The sequence below is a fragment of the Flavobacterium sp. 22659 genome, assembly GCF_052044235.1.
Classification (GTDB): Bacteria; Bacteroidota; Bacteroidia; order Flavobacteriales; family Flavobacteriaceae; genus Flavobacterium; species Flavobacterium johnsoniae.
Genome location: NZ_JBQEMU010000017.1, coordinates 105,153 through 127,631, shown reverse-complemented (window position 1 = coordinate 127,631; position 22,479 = coordinate 105,153). Strand labels below are relative to the sequence as shown.

Annotated in this window: 17 protein-coding genes; 8 read left to right on the top strand and 9 right to left on the bottom strand. The window is 33.4% G+C overall.

Annotation, left to right across the window (positions count from 1 at the left end; all coding sequences use genetic code 11):
- Positions 1-7: 7 nt before the first annotated feature.
- From ileS to gdhA, 5 genes are all read right to left on the bottom strand, one after another.
- Positions 8-3,409, bottom strand: coding sequence for an isoleucine--tRNA ligase (gene ileS / locus ACTJIW_RS16810; protein ID WP_440716172.1), 3,402 nt, complete (start codon positions 3,407-3,409; stop codon positions 8-10).
- A 226-nt stretch (positions 3,410-3,635) separates the two neighbouring features.
- The gene (locus ACTJIW_RS16805; protein WP_440716173.1) at positions 3,636-5,228 is read right to left on the bottom strand and encodes a hypothetical protein; all 1,593 of its coding nucleotides are present in this window, start codon (positions 5,226-5,228) and stop codon (positions 3,636-3,638) included.
- Positions 5,229-5,275: 47 nt separating this feature from the next.
- Complete coding sequence (recO, locus tag ACTJIW_RS16800; RefSeq protein ID WP_012022795.1) at positions 5,276-5,989, bottom strand: DNA repair protein RecO; 714 nt, start codon at positions 5,987-5,989, stop codon at positions 5,276-5,278.
- A 66-nt stretch (positions 5,990-6,055) separates the two neighbouring features.
- Complete coding sequence (porZ, locus tag ACTJIW_RS16795) at positions 6,056-8,338, bottom strand: type IX secretion system anionic LPS delivery protein PorZ (protein ID WP_440716174.1); 2,283 nt, start codon at positions 8,336-8,338, stop codon at positions 6,056-6,058.
- A 129-nt stretch (positions 8,339-8,467) separates the two neighbouring features.
- Positions 8,468-9,811, bottom strand: coding sequence for an NADP-specific glutamate dehydrogenase (gene gdhA, locus ACTJIW_RS16790; RefSeq protein WP_012022797.1), 1,344 nt, complete (start codon positions 9,809-9,811; stop codon positions 8,468-8,470).
- Positions 9,812-10,135: 324 nt separating this feature from the next.
- Here gdhA and ACTJIW_RS16785 point away from each other — a divergent pair, with 324 nt between their 5' ends.
- A complete protein-coding gene (locus ACTJIW_RS16785; protein ID WP_440716175.1) occupies positions 10,136-10,930 on the top strand; it encodes a THC0290_0291 family protein in 795 nt (264 codons plus the stop codon).
- 84 nt (positions 10,931-11,014) lie between these two features.
- On the opposite strand, the gene ACTJIW_RS16780 is transcribed toward ACTJIW_RS16785, so the two are convergent.
- Entirely contained in the window at positions 11,015-12,157 is a 1,143-nt protein-coding gene (locus tag ACTJIW_RS16780; protein ID WP_121359913.1) for a cystathionine gamma-synthase, read from the bottom strand.
- Between the two features lie 104 nt (positions 12,158-12,261).
- Here ACTJIW_RS16780 and ACTJIW_RS16775 point away from each other — a divergent pair, with 104 nt between their 5' ends.
- Positions 12,262-13,005: a DUF3298 domain-containing protein gene (locus ACTJIW_RS16775; RefSeq protein ID WP_433814120.1), complete on the top strand. Its 744-nt coding sequence runs from the start codon at positions 12,262-12,264 to the stop codon at positions 13,003-13,005.
- Between the two features lie 59 nt (positions 13,006-13,064).
- On the opposite strand, the gene ACTJIW_RS16770 is transcribed toward ACTJIW_RS16775, so the two are convergent.
- The 3 genes from ACTJIW_RS16770 to ACTJIW_RS16760 form a co-directional block, all read right to left on the bottom strand.
- On the bottom strand, positions 13,065-14,210 hold the full coding sequence (locus tag ACTJIW_RS16770; protein WP_012022801.1) for an ATP-binding protein: 1,146 nt from the start codon (positions 14,208-14,210) through the stop codon (positions 13,065-13,067).
- A 104-nt stretch (positions 14,211-14,314) separates the two neighbouring features.
- Complete coding sequence (locus ACTJIW_RS16765) at positions 14,315-15,067, bottom strand: SDR family NAD(P)-dependent oxidoreductase (RefSeq protein WP_440716176.1); 753 nt, start codon at positions 15,065-15,067, stop codon at positions 14,315-14,317.
- A 94-nt stretch (positions 15,068-15,161) separates the two neighbouring features.
- Positions 15,162-16,034 carry an aldo/keto reductase gene (locus tag ACTJIW_RS16760; RefSeq protein WP_012022803.1) on the bottom strand — a complete coding sequence of 291 codons (873 nt, stop codon included), beginning with the start codon at positions 16,032-16,034 and terminating at the stop codon, positions 15,162-15,164.
- A 213-nt stretch (positions 16,035-16,247) separates the two neighbouring features.
- Here ACTJIW_RS16760 and ACTJIW_RS16755 point away from each other — a divergent pair, with 213 nt between their 5' ends.
- The 6 genes from ACTJIW_RS16755 to ACTJIW_RS16730 all read left to right on the top strand — a co-directional run bounded on the left by ACTJIW_RS16755 (position 16,248) and on the right by ACTJIW_RS16730 (position 22,450).
- Positions 16,248-17,252: an AAA family ATPase gene (locus tag ACTJIW_RS16755; protein ID WP_012022804.1), complete on the top strand. Its 1,005-nt coding sequence runs from the start codon at positions 16,248-16,250 to the stop codon at positions 17,250-17,252.
- A 79-nt stretch (positions 17,253-17,331) separates the two neighbouring features.
- A complete protein-coding gene (locus tag ACTJIW_RS16750; RefSeq protein WP_440716177.1) occupies positions 17,332-18,195 on the top strand; it encodes a DUF58 domain-containing protein in 864 nt (287 codons plus the stop codon).
- Positions 18,196-18,268: 73 nt separating this feature from the next.
- Complete coding sequence (locus ACTJIW_RS16745; RefSeq protein ID WP_440716178.1) at positions 18,269-18,625, top strand: four helix bundle protein; 357 nt, start codon at positions 18,269-18,271, stop codon at positions 18,623-18,625.
- A 74-nt stretch (positions 18,626-18,699) separates the two neighbouring features.
- Positions 18,700-20,331, top strand: coding sequence for a hypothetical protein (locus ACTJIW_RS16740; protein WP_440716179.1), 1,632 nt, complete (start codon positions 18,700-18,702; stop codon positions 20,329-20,331).
- Complete coding sequence (locus ACTJIW_RS16735; protein WP_073410358.1) at positions 20,331-21,335, top strand: vWA domain-containing protein; 1,005 nt, start codon at positions 20,331-20,333, stop codon at positions 21,333-21,335. The genes ACTJIW_RS16740 and ACTJIW_RS16735 overlap by 1 nt, the downstream gene beginning before the upstream one ends.
- An 80-nt stretch (positions 21,336-21,415) precedes the next feature.
- The gene (locus ACTJIW_RS16730) at positions 21,416-22,450 is read left to right on the top strand and encodes a VWA domain-containing protein (RefSeq protein ID WP_012022809.1); all 1,035 of its coding nucleotides are present in this window, start codon (positions 21,416-21,418) and stop codon (positions 22,448-22,450) included.
- The last annotated feature ends 29 nt before the right edge of the window (positions 22,451-22,479 follow it).

Genomic DNA, 22,479 nt, shown 5'->3' with positions numbered 1-22,479 from the left:
TTTATAACTATTTTGAAATTAATATCATTGTTTTAATATCATCAAACTCAATTTCTGTGCCGTTTTCTAAAGCGTCTGCAAAAACCAAATCATCTGTTAATGTTTCAGACTTAATATAGTCTTCATTTTTTAGAACGGCCTCTTCTAAATTACCGTCTCTTTTTATTTGAACTTTAATCTTATCAGTAACTTCAAATCCTGAATCTTTACGGATATTCTGAATTCTGTTTACTAATTCTCTCGCGATACCTTCATTTTTCAATTCCTCAGATATTGTGATGTCAAGTGCAACTGTAATTCCATTTGAATTTGCAACCAGCCATCCTTCGATATCCTGTGATGTTATTTCGACGTCTTCTAATGATAAAGTTACATTATTTCCAGAAATAACAATATCTAACGTTCCCTGCTTATCTAATTGATTAATCTGATCTGCAGAAAAACCTTGTATCTCCTTAGAAATCAAGCCCATGTCTTTTCCAAAACGCGGCCCAAGAGCTTTAAAATTAGGCTTAATCTGTTTCACTAAAATACCTGAAGCATCATCTAAAAGTTCGATTTCTTTCACGTTTACTTCGGCTTTTACAAGGTCAGAAATCGCCTCGATTTCAGCACGCTGATTGTCGTCAAGTACCGGAATCATTACCTTTTGCAGAGGCTGGCGAACTTTAATCATCTCTTTTTTACGCAGTGATAAAACCAAAGATGAGATCGTTTGCGCTTTCTGCATTTTGCTTTCCAACGTTTTATTAACAAAGTTTTCGACAAATTTCGGGAATTCAGCCAAGTGAACACTAGCAAAATCCTCGGTTCCCGTAGAAGCTGTCAAATCTCTGTATAATTTATCCATAAAAAATGGAGCCACTGGAGCGCTTAATTTGCTGATCGTAAGCAAACAAGTATAAAGCGTTTGGTAAGCTGCAATTTTATCTTTTGCATATTCCCCTTTCCAGAAACGACGACGGCATAAACGAACGTACCAGTTACTTAAGTTTTCCTGAACGAAGTCAGAAATTGCTCTTGTCGCTTTTGTTGGCTCATAATCTTCATAGCATTCGTCAACAAATTTGACTAACGAATGTAATTCAGAAATAATCCATTGGTCGATTTCTGGTCTTTCGTTTAACGGAATTTCAGCTTCAGCATATTTAAATCCGTCGATGTTTGCATATAACGAGAAGAATGAATAGGTATTGTAAAGTGTTCCGAAGAATTTACGTTTAACCTCAGCAATTCCTTCAAGGTCAAACTTCAAGTTATCCCACGGATTTGCATTCATAATCATATACCAGCGTGTAGCATCTGGACCGTTTTCTGCAATGGTTTTAAATGGGTCTATAGTATTTCCTTTACTCTTAGACATTTTAATCCCGTTTTTATCCAAAACAAGACCATTTGAAACTACGTTTTTGTATGCAATTTTATCAAAAACCAAAGTTCCGATAGCATGCAAAGTATAAAACCATCCACGTGTTTGATCTACTCCTTCAGCAATGAAATTTGCCGGAAAATCTTTGTTTCCGTCAATTTTATCTTTGTTCTCAAAAGGATAATGCCATTGTGCATAAGGCATTGCTCCAGAATCGAACCAAACGTCGATTAGATCACTTTCGCGCTTCATTGGTTTCCCAGAAGCTGAAACTAAAGTAATGGCATCAACTACATTTTTGTGCAAGTCAATTAAATCATAATTTGATTCAGACATGTTTCCGATTTCAAAATCTTTAAACGGATTTTCTTTTTGAAAACCTGCTTCGATTGATTTTTCGATTGCATTGTACAATTCTTCAACAGAACCGATAATAACTTCTTCTGTTTTATCTTCTGTTCTCCAAATTGGCAAAGGAATACCCCAATATCTAGAACGAGATAAGTTCCAATCATTAGCATTTTTAAGCCAATTTCCAAAACGTCCTTCACCAGTAGATTTAGGTTTCCAATTGATAGTTTCGTTCAGGTCGAACATCCTATCTTTTACATCGGTTACTTTGATGAACCATGAATCTAGAGGATAATATAATAACGGCTCGTCAGTTCTCCAGCTGTGTGGATAACTGTGCACGTATTTTTCAACTTTAAAAGCTTTGTTTTCTTCTTTAAGACGTATAGCGATTTCAACATCTACAGATTTCTCTGGCGCTTGTCCTGAATCGTAATATTCGTTTTTAACATATTTACCAGCCAAATCACCTACATGAGAAGTGAATTTTCCTTGTAAATCAACTAAAGGAACTGCTGTTCCGTTTTCATCAAGAACCAACATTGGCGGTACTTCTGGTTTTGCTTCTTTTGCTACTTTAGCATCATCTGCACCAAAAGTTGGAGCCGTATGCACAATTCCTGTTCCGTCTTCTGTTGTAACGAAATCTCCAGAAATTACTCTAAATGCGTTTTCAGCATTTTGGTATGGCAATACGTAAGGCAATAATTGCTCGTAACGAATTTCCACCAAATCTGCTCCTTTTGCCTCAGTTAAGATTTTGTACGGAAGTTTTTTGTCGCCATTTTTCACATTGTCAAAATCAGCGTCGTCTTCACTTAGGAAATATCCTTTTCCGAATTGTTTTCCAACTAAGTTTTTAGCTAAAACAACATTGATTGGCTCAAAAGTATATTGATTGAATGTTTTAACTAAAACATAGTCGATTTTTGGACCAACTGTTAAAGCTGTATTCGATGGCAATGTCCAAGGAGTTGTCGTCCAAGCTAAAATATGGATATCTCCAAATCCTTGTAAAAAGCTTGGCAAAGTTTCTGGCAAGGTTTTAAACTGCGCTACAATCGTAGTATCGGTAACATCTCTATAAGCTCCAGGCTGATTTACTTCGTGAGAAGATAATCCTGTTCCTGCTTTTGGAGAATACGGCTGTATAGTATAACCTTTGTACAACAAACCTTTATCGTAGATTTGTTTCAAAAGCCACCAAACAGATTCCATGTATTTTGGTTTATAAGTCACATATGGATCTTCCATATCTACCCAATACCCCATTTTTTCAGTCAAATCATTCCATACGTCAGTATAACGCATAACGGTTTTTTTACACGCTTCGTTATATTCTTCAATAGAAATCGTTTTACCAATATCTTCTTTTGTAATTCCTAATTCTTTTTCAGTTCCCAATTCTACAGGTAAACCGTGAGTATCCCATCCGGCTTTTCTTTTTACCTGAAAACCTTTTTGAGTTTTATATCTGCAAAAAATATCTTTAATCGCACGTGCCATTACGTGGTGAATTCCCGGTAATCCGTTTGCTGAAGGCGGACCTTCAAAAAATACGAAAGGTTCAGCACCTTCGCGAGTTGTTACACTCTTTTCAAATATATTTTCTTTCTTCCAAAAATCAAGAACTTCAGACGCTACCGCTGGTAAGTCAAGTCCTTTGTATTCAGTAAATTTTGTACTCATTTTATCCTTTTCTTAAACGAGGTGCGAAAGTAAGGAATTTTGAGGAAAATAGATAAAAGATGAAGGAAAAAAGACCATTTTGAACCAATTTATAACATATTTTTTAACAAATGCTAACGTTTTAAATGGTTTTAAAATAAAACAGAATAAAAATGGTTAAGATTTGAAACAAAAAAACTACAGCTGAAAACTGTAGTCCTTTTTTTATTTCATTTAAAATTAAGTTTTATTTACAAGCATCTAATGCTTCTACAAATTTCATCAACGAATTAAGATCGTTTTGAAATTCTGTTCCATTTGCCCTTGCAGCTAATTTTGGACAAGGCCTTGCGAGCTCAGCAAACTTAGATTTGGTATTCATCTGCCAGCCGACAGAACTTGTAGATGCACCAAAAGCTTCATTTTGTTTTTTTATGATTATCTCGCTATTTTGATATCCATATAACGAAATTGTTTTACCATTTAAAATCTCACGAACAAATCTAAAGACCGGTTTTGAACCTGCCCTTAAAGCTTCTTTGAAAGATACGGTTGAATAAAAATCATTTTCACGGATAACTAATCTTGTAACCTGATCTGCAAAATAAGTTTTGAAAATATGGTTATGATTTCCGTTTTCATCCGGAATACTTACTGAAATTTTTCGGTCTAGATTTTCTAATGCTCTTATTTTTGCATATCCGGAAACGGTATCATTTGTAGTCAGAATAAGAGAAACCAATTGGTATTTTGGATCGTTTTTCAGGAAATAATTAGGATCAAAATTAGCAACATCTACTTCTTCCTCTTTAACACCATTTGTTCGGGCTTCAACATCCATATGTCTGCTTGTAACCTGATTTACAGCAAAAATTTCTCTTAAACTTTCATTTTTAAGCTTCATACTTTTTCCATCAGAAGCATCGTATTTATTTTCGATTAACTTGTCGCACCAAATATCGGATTCATCCAGCATGTCTAAATAATGATAGATAACAGCCAGATTAAAATATGCTTCGTATCGCAGTTTTCTATGTCTTCTTTCATCTTCAGCATAAGTCTTATCAATTCCTTTAAAGTATTCAATTACCGGCTCTAGTTCTTTTTTTAAAGGAGCTACATCTTCATTATACTCCATTTTATTAAAAATTGCCTTTATACTTGAAAGTGTTTTAACACTGCTGTCATATTCTGGATGCTTTTTAGAGTCTAAAATCCAGACATAATCTGATGTCTGCTCCACACTATAACCATAGTCACGATTCAATCTTACATCCATACTTGAAGCAACGCGTGACAAATAGTTACTTCTTACTGCATACATCTCAACATCAATAAATTTTCGGGCATCATCAGGATTTGAAAATGAATTTTCTATTGTAAATGAATTTTCTAAACTATACTTTCTATTAAAGGATGCATCAGATGCACATTTAACAGAGAAACTTCCTAATTCTCGCACTTTAACTCCAGACACAAAAGAAACTTCAATTCTTTCTTTTCCATTTGAATCTTTTACTTTATTCTCAACTTTTCTTACTCCCAGCGGCAAAGTGATAGGATCCCATAAATCAACCGCAATTTCGAAGTAACCGCCTGAAGGCACATTTTTAAATCCATCTATAGAAAAATTATATTCCAAATTATCCTTGGCATCTTTAAACCAGGCAATACTAGTAGGATTAAGGGCTAAATGATAGGTTCTATTTTTTCTATCTACAACCGGTTTTGGAGGAAGGTTTACATAAGATACATTAAAACTATACGGATCTAAATCGACAGATTGAGAAAAAACGGGGTTTATTAAAATAAGAAGTAAAAAAGTAATTATTCTTTTCATATAAATTTGTTTTGGTGTGCCAAATATATGAAAATCGGATACAGTTATTAAGAAAAGATTTCTTTCAAAATATCCAGCGACTTAGGTTTTTTAAACCCATCTAAGTGAGCGCTGTAAAAATCAATTAAAACCCTAAGAAGTATCTGCCTTTCAACAACATGAAAGACTTTCTGACTGTTGTCAAATTTAAGATCAAGAAGTTTTTTAAGCAAATTGGTTTCATGTTCAGAAAGTGCTGTTGAAGTATGAAAGAGTGTAAAAATCCCTTCTTTCATTTCAAAATAAGGCAAATCAATTTCAGAAACATCTGGATAAAAACCAAGATATTTTGTGATTTCCAAAAGTAAAATCAAATGAAAATTAGAAATATCGTCATGGTGATCCAGCCAGGTTAAAGCAGTTTCTAAAAATACAAAAAGCGGTTCGTTTTTTTCTTCTTCCTGAATGGAATAATGAAGCATTTCAGACAAAAACATCACTATTGTGCTTTTAAAAATATCTGTATGAATGGTTTGAAAAGGAACTGCCGTTTTTATTTCTTTGAAGTTCTCAAGAGTCCCTTTGTTCTTATGGACAGCTTCGATTTCTAAAATAGATAATGGCTGAAAATACGCAATTTTCTGACTTGCTTTTCGGCTTGAAAACGCATCTCGTACAAAATAAGATTTCAGTCCGTTTGAAAGCGTAAAACATTTTACAATCAGGCTTTTTTCCTGAAATTTTAATGATGAGATTACTATTGCTTTGGTTTTGATTTGCACTATTTTATATTGTAGATTGCAGACTTTAGATTGTGGATTGTAAAAACTGAGACTGAGACATTAAAATTATCGAATTATCATAACCTTCTTAACCTTAGTTTCGCCGCCGTCTTGTGCTGAAATGAAAATCATGTAAACGCCTGACGATACTTTATACCTTCCAAAAGCAGTTGTATCCCACTCTATAGTTCCTCCTTCTGAAGTGGTTTCGTAAACCAAATTCCCTTCAATATCTGTAATTTTGATATTAGCCTTATCAATTAGGCCGGCAACTTTTACAGTTCCAGAATAAGTTGGCCTAACCGGATTTGGATATACATATACATTATTTAAATCTTCATTAGCACCAGTTGCAATTCCTTTAAAAGAAATCATTCCTTTATTTGTTGCAATAAAAACTTCGCCGGTAGAACTGTTAATTTTAATATCATTAATAGTATTACTTGGCAGAGGAGAATTATTAATTGTAAAATGATATTTGGTTTCCTGACCGTTTGGAGAAACCATAAAAATTCCTGAATCTACTGTACCAATCCATTTGTTATTAGCACCGTCGACTACAATAGAAGTAATAAACTGTTCGTACATTAATTCCTGAGCCAGATTATCATCTATAATGATTATTGGATTTGCTTTTAGCTGACTGTCTGTTTGAAAATTTCCAACATTAGACAGAACCCTTAACCCTTTTGTTGTTCCAATCCAAAGCTGGTTTTTTGTATCAACTGCTACCGATCTAACATCAGCTGACGGCAGATTTCCTGTATCGGTTCCAGTAGTTATCTTTTTAAAAACATTACCATTTTCATTAAATGCAATTACACCGTCATTATAAGTTGAGATCCATTTTGTATTATTTTTATCAATAACGATATTGGCGTAATTATTACTTTCGGCATCATTTAAAATTGTACTTGTGGCATAACTTACCCAATCTCCGTTTGTTTTTAAAACTTTCAATCCGTTTTTGACTCGACTGTTGGTTACCCAAAGATTTCCTGATTTGTCAAAAGCAGTTCCATTTATACGAACATCGATATAAGTCGGACCTTCAAAAGTAATTGACTCTAGACCGCTGTTTTTTTCGTTAAACAAATGATTCGGAATATCACTTTCTATTCGCAGCAATCCAGAGAAAAAGGAGCTCGCATAAACCTGCTTTTCATTATTTGGATTTACAATTACACGTGTAATTGACTTAGCATCATAAACTTCTGAATATGGAATATTTAACCACTTTGAGTTACTAAGTTTACTTATACCATAACTATCTAAAGGATAAGGATTATAATAAATATCATAATCTCCATAGACAGCCCAAAGTGAATTTGGCGAAGCATCAATTGAAAAAATATTATTGCGTATTGGACCATCGGGCGTATTGTTTTCAAAAGTTCCAATTCCTGAAAGTGCAGAAGAAAACAGACCTTTTTCTTTTGTTCCGATATAAATTATATCGCCTACAGCCGATGCACAGGAAAAAGTTAAATTAAGTTCTGGAAGCTGTGAGTTTACAATTTGACGGTTCAAAACCATCTGATTATTATAAACATAAGTGGTATTGGCAGTTGTAATAAATAAATTATGATTTACCACACGCATATCGACAGAAGGCTGTGGTAATTGTAAAAACCCAACAAAGGTACTTGAATTGAATCTATGTATATTTCCTGCTGAATTTATGGCAATCAATTCAGTATCTAATGCGCTTATACCTGACCAATCTCCGGAGTTTACAACTGTCCATTGACTAAAATCAATTAAATTGGGGTTTGTAATACTTGCTCTTCTAATACCGCTGGAAGTTGCAGCAAAAATAAATCCATTAAAAACTGCTGTTTGTTTTACACTTATCTCAGCTCCATTATCACCTATAAAATAAGTATCTCCGAATTGTAAAGTAGTCAAGTTGAACTGCACCATTCCAAAATCGCAGGAAACATATAGTAAACCATCATGCTCTAAGAAATGATTTATCTTTTTAACACTTGCAGGTAATTGTTTATTAATGATGTCTACTTTTTTTATCACACTGCCATCAGCCTCATTAATTACAGTCAACAGTCCATTTTCATAGCCTGTAATTGTTTTTTTAAAAGTCTGGCTGTAATAAACTGCAGATATAGTTTGTCCGGAAAGACCATCAACAGTTGTGATTGTTTTTAAAGCATTTGAAGCTGAATTTTTAGAAAACAATGCATTTTCTGAAGCTGTATAAATCGTTGTTGAAGATTCTGAAATATCTTTTATTTCATTAAACGAAAAATAACCCTGCCACGACAATTGACCTTGAGCAAAGCCAAATTGAAATAAAAGGAAAAACAAAAAGCACAGAAATCTTTTTACCATTATTTGATATTTTCAGATAGACAAATATACTACAAACGACAGTATTTGTTTTTTGTTCTTTATAAATAAAAAAATGCTCTCGATTTATCTTTAGAGACAAATGAGAGCATTTTTCAATTGTAATTAATCTTAAACTACACCTTGTGCAAGCATAGCATCGGCAACTTTAACAAATCCGGCAATGTTGGCTCCTTTTACATAGTTAACATAACCATCTTCTTCTGCACCATATTTTTTACATTGGTTGTGAATTCCAACCATGATTTCTTTCAATCTTAAATCTACCTCTTCGCTAGTCCAGTTTAAACGAATAGAGTTTTGTGTCATTTCTAATCCAGATGCAGCAACACCACCTGCATTTGCAGCTTTTCCAGGAGCAAAAAGAACTTTATTATCTAAGAAAAGTTTAATGGCATCTAATGTAGAAGGCATATTAGCAGCTTCTGTTACACATAAAACACCATTGTCGATTAGTTTTTTTGCGTCTTCTCCTGTCAATTCATTTTGAGTTGCACATGGAATAGCAATATCAACTTTTACTTCCCAAGGGCTTTTTCCTTTATGGAATACAGCTTTTGGATATTTTTCTAAATATCTTTCTGCTCTGTTATCACCAGTTGCTCTCATTTCAAGCATATGATCGATTTTTTCTCCAGAAATACCTTCTTCATCGTAAATATAACCATCAGGACCAGAAAGAGTAACTACTTTTCCTCCTAATTCATTTACTTTTAAAGCAACTCCCCAAGCTACGTTTCCAAATCCTGAAATCGCAACTCTTTTACCTTTAATTTCGTGACCAATAGTACGAAGCATTTGATCTGTAAAATAAACAACTCCATAACCTGTAGCTTCTGGTCTAATTAATGAACCACCATAAGCAAGACCTTTTCCGGTTAATACTCCGGTAAATTCATTTCTGATTCTTTTATACTGACCAAATAAATAACCAATTTCTCTGGCACCCACACCAATATCTCCGGCAGGAACATCAAGATCTGGACCAATATGACGGCATAACTCAGTCATAAATGACTGGCAGAAACGCATAATTTCGCCATCAGATTTTCCTTCAGGATCAAAATCAGAACCTCCTTTTCCTCCACCCATTGGAAGAGTTGTCAAACTATTTTTAAAAACTTGTTCGAATGCCAAAAATTTCAAAACAGATAAATTTACTGTATGATGAAATCTAATTCCTCCTTTATATGGACCAATTGCAGAATTCATCTGGATTCTAAATCCTCTATTTACAATTATTTCTCCTTTATCGTCAACCCACGGAACTCTAAAAATTATAGATCTTTCAGGCTCAGCTATTCTTAAAAGTAAATTTTTTCCATCGTATTTTTTTCTTTCTGCAATAAATGGAATTACTGTTTCAGCAAATTCTCTAACGGCTTGAAGGAATTCTGGCTCATTTGGATTTTTTGACTCAACCAGAGCCATAAATTCATTTATTTTTTGTTCCATTTTTAAAATAAATTATTCAAATAATAGTTTTATACTTAATCGTTTAAATAAGAAAATACGTTTTAAGAAAACGTTTTCGTTACAACAGACAAAGATACATCAAAATGAATATGATTTGTTATTTTTTTTCGTTTTTGAGATAGAATTGTGTTATTTCTAAACAATGCCGAAAATACAATTTTTCCCTTCCGAATTTACATCAAATCATTACAGTTAAAGTCAGAAAATTAAGTGTTTTGTTACTAATTGTTTAATAGACGAATTTTATATTTTGTTTGGACTAGCTTTTTTATATATTTGCCAATATTTTGAAAGCCCCAGACAATGCGTAAACACCTATATACCACAATTTTCGCCTTATTTAGTTTTTCAACAATTGCCACAGCGCAATCAAGTCTCGCGCATGAGATTGGAATTTTTGCAGGTCCTGTAACTTTACAATCTGATTTTGGTGAAAGACATAATGTTGACACCAACATTGGAAATACCGGTTTCGGTATTGGTTTAGCTCACTGGTTAAACTTTTCTGCTGCTAATAATCGTGAAAGCTTTTTTACTGAACATTTTAAAGTAAGATCTGAACTATCTTTCGCCCGTACAAATCTTAAACATTTTGGTCAATGGGTTGACAGAAAACCAAACGGATTACTTGCTCAGCAATTAAGAAATATGCATGCAACTTCTACCGTAGTAGGATTAGGATCTCAATTAGAATTTTCTCCTTTTATGAAAATACATGATTTTGAAAATACAATTAGAGGCTTCAGTCCGTATATGAGTGCTGGTTTCATGGTAAGTTATTATTCTACAAATGTTAGCTCTAAATTAGGAGAAATGACTCTTCCTAATGTAACACCAGGAAAATACTTAATGCCTTCTGATGGTCATGCACATGGTTTTGCCAGTGAAAATGGCATAGCATTATCTGCAACTGCAGCTATTGGTGTACATTACAAAATAACAACAATGAGTGACCTAATGTTTGAAACTCGTTTTCAGATGTACAACTCTGACTGGATTGATGGTTTAAACCCAAATAAAGACGTTTACAAAGAAAACAAATCAAATGACTGGCAGGTTTGGTTTAACTTTGGATACATTTATTATTTAGAATTCTAAAAAAATTACAACATAAAAAAAATCCCAAATTCCATAATATAAAGATTGGAATTTGGGATTTTTTATTTTTATAAAATTACTTTTTTATGCTAAAGCTTGCTCCAAATCAGCAATTAAGTCTTCTGCATCTTCAATACCAACACTTAGTCGGACAAGATCATCAGTAATTCCTACTTCTGCTCTTTTATCTGCGGGAATCGATGCGTGTGTCATTAAAGCCGGGTGATTTGCTAATGACTCTACCCCGCCTAAAGATTCAGCTAAAGTAAACACTTTAAGCTTCTCTAAAAATGCAATAGAATCTTCTTTTTTACCTGATTTAAAAGTAAAAGAAACCATTCCTCCAAAAGCTTTCATTTGTTTCTTAGCAATTTCATGAAACGGATGATTTTCTAATCCTGGATAATAAACTCTATTAATTTTAGGATGCTTGCTTAAATATTCAACTACTTTTTCTCCGTTTTCACAATGTCTTTGTACTCTTAAAGCTAAAGTTTTGATTCCTCTTAAAACCAAAAAGCTATCCATTGGCCCTAAAGTTGCTCCTGTAGCAAACTGCTGAAAGTGTAATTGTTCTCCTAAAGCTTCATCTTTTACAATTAAAGCTCCAGCAATTACATCAGAATGTCCTCCTAAATATTTTGTTGCAGAATGCATAACGATATCAGCTCCTAAATCAAGCGGTTTTTGCAAATATGGTGTTGCAAAAGTATTATCAACTGCAAACCAAATTTTATGTTCTTTAGTGATTTTAGCTACTTCAGCAATATCAGCTAATTTCATCAACGGGTTTGTAGGGGTTTCAACCCAAACTAATTTTGTATTTTCATTGATAAGTGATTTCAATTTTGCTAAATCTGTCATATCAACAAAATGAAACTTAATTCCTGAATCTTTATAAATTCTAGAAAACATACGGTAAGTTCCACCGTACAAATCATCCATTGCAATAACTTCATCACCGGCTTTAAACGATCTTAAAATACAATCTGTTGCAGCTAAACCAGAAGAAAAAGCCAATCCGCGTGTACCATTTTCAATACTTGCCAAAGCTTCTTCTAAAGCTGTACGAGTTGGGTTTGAAGCCCTGCTGTATTCATAATCAGCCAGAGGTTTTCCCGGGCTTGTCTGAATAAAAGTTGAAGTTTGATATACTGGAGGCATAACAGCACCGGTACTTGGATCATGATGCTGGCCACCATGTATTACTTTTGTATTGAATTTCATATAGTTATAAATTTTATTTCCTTAATTCTTGTACAAATTTACCTTTTAATTTATTTTATCGGGACACAACTTCTTACCTTTGTAGATAATTAACACTTTTTGATATGAAAAATTACATATTTACAATCTTATTGTGTTTGATTTTTACAAGTTGCAAAAAAGAGCTTTCATTTGAGAATGAAACATTTGAAGAAAAATCTACTATTCCGTGCAAAAACGACTGTCCGGATATCACAATAGAAGTCCCAATTGCTAAAAATAAAAAGGTTGTTGCTGACAGTATAAACAAAAAGGTATTTGCTGTCATAAAAGAAATTATATATTTTGGAGAAGATTCTACAAAAGTTAATGATTACAAATCATTATCAAAATCTTTTATTGCTTCTTATGAAGAAATGCACCAGAAATTTCCAAATGATACTTTTGGATGGGAAGGAAAAATAACCGGAAATGTTGAGTTTGAATCAGAGCAGATTGTAAACATCAAAATAGATCATTACACTTTTACTGGTGGTGCTCACGGTTATCAAGGTTTTAGATCTTTATTATTTAACAGAAAAACAGGAAAATTCATTTTTAACAAAGACCTTTTTAAAAATGAGAAAGAATTTAAGGCTTTCGCCGAAAAAGAATTCAGAGCCAAGTATCACATTCCAGAAAAAGCAAATATAAATGCAACCGGACTGATGTTTGAAAATGATAAATTCCAATTATCTCAGAATATTTTTTACACTTCTGAAGGTTTGCTTTTATATTACAACTCTTATGAAGCAGCATCTTATGCAGATGGCCCAAAAGAAATCGTATTTCCATACGATAAAGTGAGCAAATATTTGAAATATCAATAATCAGACACGATAAAAACCTCAGGACCTTAGGACCTTAGCCTCTCAGCAACTCAGAACCTTTATTGAACATCATATTTCATCTTCCTCAAAACTCTCAAAGCTTCTTTAAAAGATAAATAAGTCTGACTAAAAGGTTTTAAAAGCAATTTGGCATCAATCAATTTTTGTTTGGCATCATCAAAACCATTCAAATAACAAATCATAAAAGTTGAAGGCAGATTTTCCAGATCAGTTAATTCACGATCAGACAATGAGATTCCTTTTTCTAATTTTTGAAGCAGTGCCAGGTTAGAATTATAAATATGATACAACATTTTCCTATTGAATTCCGGAGGCTGAAAAAGTATCTCCCTGTCAATTTTATAATATCCATTATCAAAAAAGTGAATAGTTTGTTTTTCAAGAGGATAATAACTTGTTTTATCATTCAATCCTAAAGGAACATATTCAGTAATAGTAAAACTATCATCATCATAAAAAATGGTAACCACATCCTGAGCCGAATAAAAAAGCTTAACCTGTTCGTTTATTAATTCAATATCTACTCGTGATAAAAACGTTATTTCTCTGGATTTTTTAGGAACTCCTGCCCAGCAGATTACAAACAGTTCTTTAAAAACCCGATATTTTGGCGACATATCTTTATGTCTGAAATTCATAAAATCGATTACACCATCAAGAGTGTATTGAATACTGTTTCGGGAACTGTTCTCGATACCAATTACGGTTTCGGTGTTTTGATAATTCTTTTCAATTTCTTCATGCTCTTCTACCGGAGTAGAATTACTTCCTCTTCGCACAAATATGCTATTGGCAGGTATAGTATGAATACCTTTTTTAAAATAGGAAATCTGACTTTTGGGCTTAATAGTTACCAGACCAATAACTTTATCTTTTGGTAGATTTGGAAACGGAACATTTTCGTATTGAATTCTTGGAGGATTTTCAAGAAAGGCATTAACAAGATTCTGAATTCGGCTGTCATCAAAGAAATCATCACCTACAATTTCATTATCCTGATCTTCAACACCCACAACGATATAAGAATTATTCGCTGGATTAGAGTTTGAAAGTGCGCAGATATGTTTTAAAAACTTTGCTTTTCCTTCTCTGGAATGAAGATTCAACTGCCTTTTTTTATCATAAAAACTGCTCTCGTCATTGTGAGCCAGTAGGTTTTTTATTAAAAGACGTTTATTAATCATTCTTTTTTCAGATTATTATACTAGCTTAGATTTTAAGACTTCTTAGATTTCAAACTATAATAAACTTCAAATCTAAGAAGTCTAAGTTAGTCTAAAAATCTGAGTTAGTCTCTTTTTACAATTGTGGAAGATGCCTGCGCGGTGCTCATTACAACTAAATCAGCGATATTTACATGATACGGTCTTGAAACCACAAAATGAATTATATCTGCAATATCTTCTGCCTGAAGCGGATCAAATCCTTTATAAACATTTGAAGCTCTTTCGACATCACCTTTAAAACGCACTTCACTGAATTCTGTTGCGACCATTCCGGGATGAATGGCGCCAACTCTAATTCCAAATGGATTCAAATCTATTCGCATACCTGCAGTAATGGCATCAACGGCATGTTTGGTTCCGCAATACACATTTCCGTTTGGATAAACTTCTTTTGCAGCTGTTGAACCAATATTAATAATGTGTCCGGATTTTTTAGCAGTCATTTTCGGGATTACTGCTTTAGAAACATACAAAAGTCCTTTTACATTAATATCAATCATGGCGTCCCAATCGTCTAGATCTCCTGTTTGAATTGGATCTAAACCGTGTGCATTTCCGGCATTATTAATTAAAATATCAATATCTGAAAATTCAACAGGAAGTGCTTCGATTTTTCCAAGAACTTCATTTTTATCACGAACATCAAAAGAAAGCGAATGTACATCTGTAAAAGCAGAAAGTTCTTTTTCTAATTCTTCCAAACGTTCTTTACGTCTGCCGCAAAGGATAATTTTAAAATTGTTTTTTGCTAAAATCTGAGCCGTTGCTTTTCCAATTCCGCTTGTAGCACCAGTAATTAAAACTGTTTTTTTCATTATGAGTATTTGTTTTTGCCCACTGATTTTACGGATTAAACAGATTTACATTGTAATTTTTTAAATCCGTAAAATCTGTGGCCAATATTTTTATTTAAGCCACATCGTCGCCCATACTTTCTGTCCAGATAGCAAACCAGTCTTCTTTGTCCATATCAAGCTCAACTGCTTTTACTAAAGATTGAATTCTGGCAACGTTAACAGTTCCTGCAATTGGAATAACATTAGCAGGATGTTTTAAAATCCAGGCCAATAAAAGCGTATCTGCACCTAAATGATATTTTTCAAGCAAAGTCGAGAATAGTTTTTTCAAACGACGCGTTTTTTTGGTGTCTTCTCTAAAAACAGTTCCAAGCGGATTCCATGATAACGGACGGATTCCGTTTGTCTGCATATAATCTAAACTTCCGTCGATCATTGGTTCATAATGAGTTGCTGAAAACTGTACCTGATTATAACTCACTTCTGTTTTCTGGCGAATTAACTCCGTTTGAGAACTTGTAAAATTCGAAAGTCCGAAATCTAAAATCTTTCCTTCCGATTTTAATTTTTCTACAGCTTCTGCAATTTCATCTGCCTGCATTAACGGACTTGGTCTGTGCAGTAAAAATAAATCAACATAATCTGTTTTCAATTTCTTTAAAGATTCTTCAACAGACCAAATGATGTAGTCTTTAGAATAATCGTAATGTTTGATTTTGTTTTTACGGCTTTCAGTTACCAGCTGAATACCGCATTTTGTTATTAATTGTAATTTTTCGCGCGAGATCTTACTGTCTTTAAAGGCCTTACCAAAATCGGCTTCGGTCGTATAATCACCGTAAATATCGGCGTGGTCAAAAGTTGTGATTTTGTTTTCGATACAGATTTGTATCATGTTTTCCATTTCTTTTGATGTAAGGTTTTTATCCCAAACACCCCAATTCATAGTGCCCGAAATTATAGGCGATAATGCTGTTTTGCTCATGGTTATATTGAGTTATTTTTGGTAATAAATATGCTTTTGAAAAACATATTCATCAAAGTTCTTAAAAATATAAAAATAGATTCACAATTCGTCCTTAAAATTAGGTGTTTGGTCGAAGTTTTAACCATTCTTTAACATCTTACTTCTCAAAAAATATTCAATTTGCACTCTCAAAAATTAGGCGTACAAATCAAGGTTTTTAAAAATATTTATATGGAAGAAAATACAACGACTTTAGACATTAGAGCGATAAATGAAAAAATTGAGAGAGAAAGTGCTTTTATAGACCTTCTTACAATGGAAATGAACAAAGTTATTGTGGGCCAGAAACACATGGTCGAGCGTCTATTAATCGGTCTTTTGGGTCAGGGGCATATTTTACTTGAAGGTGTTCCCGGTTTAGCAAAAACTTTAGCGATTAATACGTTGTCACAAGCGGTTCAAGGTTCTTTCAGCCGTATCCAGTTTACACCAGACTTACTTCCTGCCGATGTTATCGGAACCATGATTTACAACATCAAAGCAAACGAATTTTCTATTAAAAAAGGACCAATTTTTGCCAATTTCGTCCTTGCCGATGAGATTAACCGTGCGCCTGCAAAAGTACAATCTGCACTTTTAGAGGCGATGCAGGAAAAACAAGTTACAATTGGTGACTCTACTTTCAAATTAGACCGTCCGTTTTTAGTTTTAGCAACTCAAAACCCTGTTGAACAGGAAGGAACATATGCACTGCCTGAAGCTCAGGTTGACCGTTTTATGTTGAAAACGGTAATTGATTACCCAAAAATTGACGAAGAACGTTTTGTAATCCGCCAGAACTTAAAAGGAAGTTACGAAAAAGTAAACCCTGTAGTTTCTGTAGATCAAATTTTACGTGCGCAGGAAGCGGTTCGTGAAGTTTATATGGATGAAAAAATTGAAAAATATATCTTAGATATCATCTTTGCTACACGTTATCCAGAAAAATACAAATTAGCCGACTTAAAACCGCTTATCAGTTTTGGAGCATCTCCGCGTGGAAGTATCAACTTAGCAAATGCTGCTAAATGTTACGCATTCATTAAACGCCGTGGTTATGTAATTCCAGAAGATGTTCGCGCTGTTGTGCATGATGTATTACGTCACAGAGTTGGGATAACATACGAGGCTGAAGCCGAAAATATTACTTCTGTAGACATTATCAACAAAATCGTAAACGAGATTGAAGTACCTTAAAAAGTTGATGGTTGATAGTTTTTTGTTGATGGTTCTTTTGCTATCAACCAACAACCATAAACCATAAACCAAACAAAAAATGGATACAAAAGAGCTTTTAAAAAAAGTACGGAAAATAGAAATCAAGACCAAAAGACTGAGCAATCATATCTTTTCGGGTGAATACCACTCTTCATTTAAAGGACGAGGAATGACGTTTAGCGAGGTGCGTCAATACCAATACGGAGATGATATTCGTAACATCGATTGGAATGTAACCGCACGCTACAATGAAGCCCACGTAAAAGTTTTTGAAGAAGAACGCGAATTAACCATGGTTTTAATGGTTGATATTTCGGGTTCTGAGGGTTTTGGTTCAAAAAGTCAGTTTAAAAAAGACATCGTAACAGAGATTGCTGCAACGATGGCTTTTTCGGCTACACAAAATAATGATAAGATTGGATTAATCTTATTTTCTGACAATGTCGAATTATACATTCCGCCCAAAAAAGGCCGTTCGCATGTTTTGAGAATTATTCGTGAATTAATCGAATTCGAACCAAAAAGTCAGAAAACAGATGTTTCACAGGCTTTAAAATTCTTATCAGGAACTCAAAAAAAGAAAGCAATTGTTTTTATGATTTCAGATTTTATGTCTGAAAATTATGAACAGACCTTAAAAATTGCTTCAAAAAAGCATGACCTTACAGGCGTTCGTGTGTACGATATCCGCGAAGAAAAAATTCCGAATTTAGGAATAGTAACGATGTTAGATGCCGAAACCGGAAAAACGCAGTTAGTCGATACAGGTTCAAAAACCGTGCGAATGAATTACGAAAAACATTATCAGGAAAGAGTAAATTATTTCAAAGATACATTTCGTAAATCTGGTGCAGGTATTGTTCACACAAGAGTCGACGAAAATTACGTAACTAAACTATTAGGTTATTTTAAATCAAGGTAAGATTTTTGATTTATGATTAACGATTTTTGATTTATGATCTATTATGATTATAACAAAAAGAAAGAATTAAGAAATGACTAAACAAGAATTAGAAAATAGATTAATTGATTTTGCTGCGAGCATAATATTACTAACCATTACATTTGAAAAGAATTACGCTGGAAATCATTTATTAGGTCAGATAACTCGTTCTAGTACATCACCAGCCTTAAATTATGGAGAAGCACAAAGTGCAGAAAGTAAAAAAGATTTTATCCATATAATGGGAATTTGTCTGAAAGAATTAAGAGAAACATTTGTTTGTTTAAAAATAATAGAAAAAGCAAATCTTTCAACAGATCATGAACGTTTAACAAGAGCAAAAACAGAAGCTAACCAATTAATCTCAATTTTTGTTTCAAGTATTAAAACATCAAAAAATAATCCATAAAAAACAAAGATTACGATTTAAGTTTCATAATAAATCTGAAATCAAAAATCGTTAATCTTCAATCGTTAATCATAATGAAATTAAAGTTTTACATCTTTTTATTTTTGCTTTCTTCAGCTGTTTTTTCTCAAAAACAAGTTGAAACTAGTATTGATACAACAAAAAATAAAATTGGAGCCGAATTTAAGTTGACTCTTAAAACGGTTGTAAATGCTAATTCAAAAGTTGTTTTCCCAAAAGACAAAAGATTCGGAGCGCTGGAAGTAATTCAGTCTTATCCGGTTGATACCGTTAAAAAAGACGGCAGTTATGAATTAATCAAAAAGTATGGATTAACACAATTTGATTCAGGAAGATATGTAATTCCGAGTGTAAAGATTCTTATTGATAAAAAGCCTTATTTCTCAGATTCTATTCGTGTAGAAGTTGCTAATGTAAAAGTCGATACTTTACAGCAAAAAATGTATGACATCAAAGACATTACCCCTGCAGAAGATGGTATTGGCGACTGGTGGAAATATGTTTTGGCATTAGTTATAATTCTTGCAATTGGTGCGGGAATTTATTGGTATGTTAAAAAACATCAGAAAAAGAAAATAGAAGAAGAAGTTTATAAAACACCTATTGAAAAAGCAACAAGCCTGCTGAACAATTTGGAACAAAAAGAGCTGGTTCAAAAAGGAGAAATTAAAGAATACTACAGCGAATTAACAGATATTGCCCGTAACTATATTGAAGAAGCAATTCATATTCCGGCAATGGAAAGTACAACTTCTGAATTGATTCAGGCAATCAGAACTGCTTCGACTAAAAAGAAAATGACTTTAACACCGGAAACGGTAGAAAATCTGGAACGTGTTTTACGTCAGGCCGACTTAGTAAAATTTGCTAAATCGAAACCGCTTGACTTTGAAATTACGGAAGACCGAAATAAAATTCAGAAAGTAATTTTAACGCTTGATAACGCGATTCCAACTGAAGTTCCGGCTGAAGAAGAAGATCAGTTATTAAACGAAGCTCAAAAACAAAAGCAAATTCAGCTTCAGTTAAAAAAACAAAGAAACAAGCGAATTGCAATTGCCGTTGGTTCAGTTGTCTTTTTATTATTAGCAACTACAACTTTCTTTGTTGCTACAAAAGGTTTTGCATACGTAAAAGACAATGTTATTGGTCATCCGTCTAAAGAATTATTAGAAGGAGAATGGGTAAAAAGTGAATACGGAAATCCTGGTGTAATTATCGAAACTCCAAAGGTTTTAAAACGTATGGATGCCTTAAAAGCACTTCCAAAAGAAACAATGGCTTTAATTAAGGAAATGCAGCTTTTTGTTTATGGAAGTATGATTGATAATTTTTATGTAGCCGTTTCGACTACTAAATTCAAAAATCCAACTGACATTGATTTATCTAAAGCTTTAGAAGGAAGCTTAAAAGTAATTGAACTTCAAGGCGGACAAAATATCATTGTAAAACAAGAAGATTTCCAGACAAATCAAGGTATTCAGGGAGTAAAAGGTTACGGAACCATGAGCATTTTAAACCCTACAACGAAAACAAGTACAAAGGCATATTATGAAATCCTGCTTTTTAAACAAGATCAGGGATTACAGCAAATCATCATTTTACATGAAGAAGGCGACACGTATGCTAACGATATTACAACCCGAATTTTAAATTCTGTTGAACTTAAAAAAGCAAGTAACTAATGAATAATAAGATCACTTTTTTAAATCCGGAATTCTTTTGGTTGTTTCTATTAATTCCAATTGTCATTGGATGGTTTTTCTGGAAAAGAAACCAGCAGTCGGCTACATTAAAAATGAGTTCAACAGCGGGTTTCAAAAACAGCCAGTCGCTTTTAACAAAGCTAAAACCTTGTTTATACGTTTTTAGAATTATAGCTTTAAGTTCACTAATTATAGCATTAGCGAGACCAAGAACGGTAGACATCAGCAACCAGACTAAAACAACAAAAGGAATTGACATTGTAATGGCAATTGACGTTTCTGGCTCTATGCTTGCAAAAGATTTAAAGCCAAACCGTATGGAAGCTTTAAAAAGAGTTGCTGCGGATTTTGTTGAAGAACGTCCAAATGATAGAATTGGTTTAGTTTTATATGCTTCAGAGGCGTATACAAAAACGCCCGTTACAAGCGATAAACCTATTATTCTGGAAGCCATAAAAGGTATTCGATACGATACTGTTTTACAAGACGGAACAGGAATTGGTATGGGATTAGCAACTGCGGTAAACCGTTTAAAAGACAGTAAAGCAAAAAGCCGCGTTATTATTTTATTGACAGACGGTGTAAACAACGCTGGTTTTATTGAACCTGAAACCGCAGCAGACATTGCCAAACAATACGGAATAAAAGTATACACCATTGGTCTTGGTACAAATGGAATGGCAGAATCCCCATACGCATACGCACCAAACGGAGGTTTTTTATTCAAAATGCAGAAAGTTGAAATCGATGAAAGATTAATGAAAAGTATTGCTCAAAAAACAGATGGAACGTATTTTAGAGCAACAAGCAATGATAAATTAGCCGAAATATACAATTCGATTAACAAATTAGAAACAACAGAAATACAGGAATTAAAATTCTACGATTACGATGAAAAATACAGAATCTTTGTTTTAGTCGCAGCATTTTTATTATTGTTAGAAGTTGGTTTAAGAAATACAGTTTACAGAAGCTTTATTTAATATTTTAGTCGCAGTCACGGTTTACAGTTAACAACTGAAAACTGCGGCTGAAAACTGCGGCTGAAAACTAGAATTAAAAAATGGAATTAGACGAAAAAAAATATTTATATCTCTTACTATTACTCCCAATTGTGGTGTGTATTTTCTTTTTCAATTTGTATTGGAAAAGAAAAAAACAACGTGAATTTGGTGATATCGAAATGGTAAAAAAACTGAGTCCCGAAACATCTGTTTTTAAACCAGTTTTAAAATTATCGATATTGCTTTTGGCTTTAGCATGCTTAATTATCGGGTTAGTAAATCCGAAAATTGGAACTAAAATGGAAACAGTAAAACGTGAAGGTATTGATATCGTTTTTGCTGTCGACGTTTCTAAAAGTATGCTGGCAGAAGACGTTGCGCCAAGCCGTTTAGATAAAAGCAAGCAATTAGTTTCTCAGATCATCAATTCATTAGGAAATGACAGAATTGGAATTGTAGCCTATGCAGGAAGTGCATTCCCGGTTTTACCAATCACATCTGATTACAGCGTTGCCAAAATGTTTCTGCAGAGTATGAGTCCTGATATGGTTTCATCACAAGGAACCTCTCTTGATGAAGCTATTAGATTGTCTGCTACATATTTTGATGAAAAAAGCAAAACAAGTAAACTTTTGATTTTAATTTCTGATGGTGAAGATCATTCTGAAGGCGCTTCTGCTGCGGCCGAAGAAGCTAACAAAATTGGAATGAAAATCATTACCGTGGGTGTTGGAACAGAAAAAGGAGGAACTATTCCTTTAAAAGAAAATGGAGTTGTAAAAAATTACCAGAAAGATCAGGATGGGCAAACGGTAATTACAAAACTAAATCAGGAAGGTTTAAAAACTATTGCAAAAGCCACAAAAGGCGGTTATGTTTACGGCGGGAATACAAAAGAGGTTTTGGAGTATATTAAAAATGCCTTAAATAATATTCAGAAAACCGAATTTGAATCGACACAAATGGCCGATTTTCAATCGCAGTTTCAATGGTTCATCGGTTTTGGATTCTTGTTGTTATTTATAGACATTTTCCTTTTAGAAAGAAAAACAAACTGGATTAAAGAGTTGAATTTATTCAACGAAAAGAAATAAAGATTCCTTTTTAAAATCGGAACAAAAAA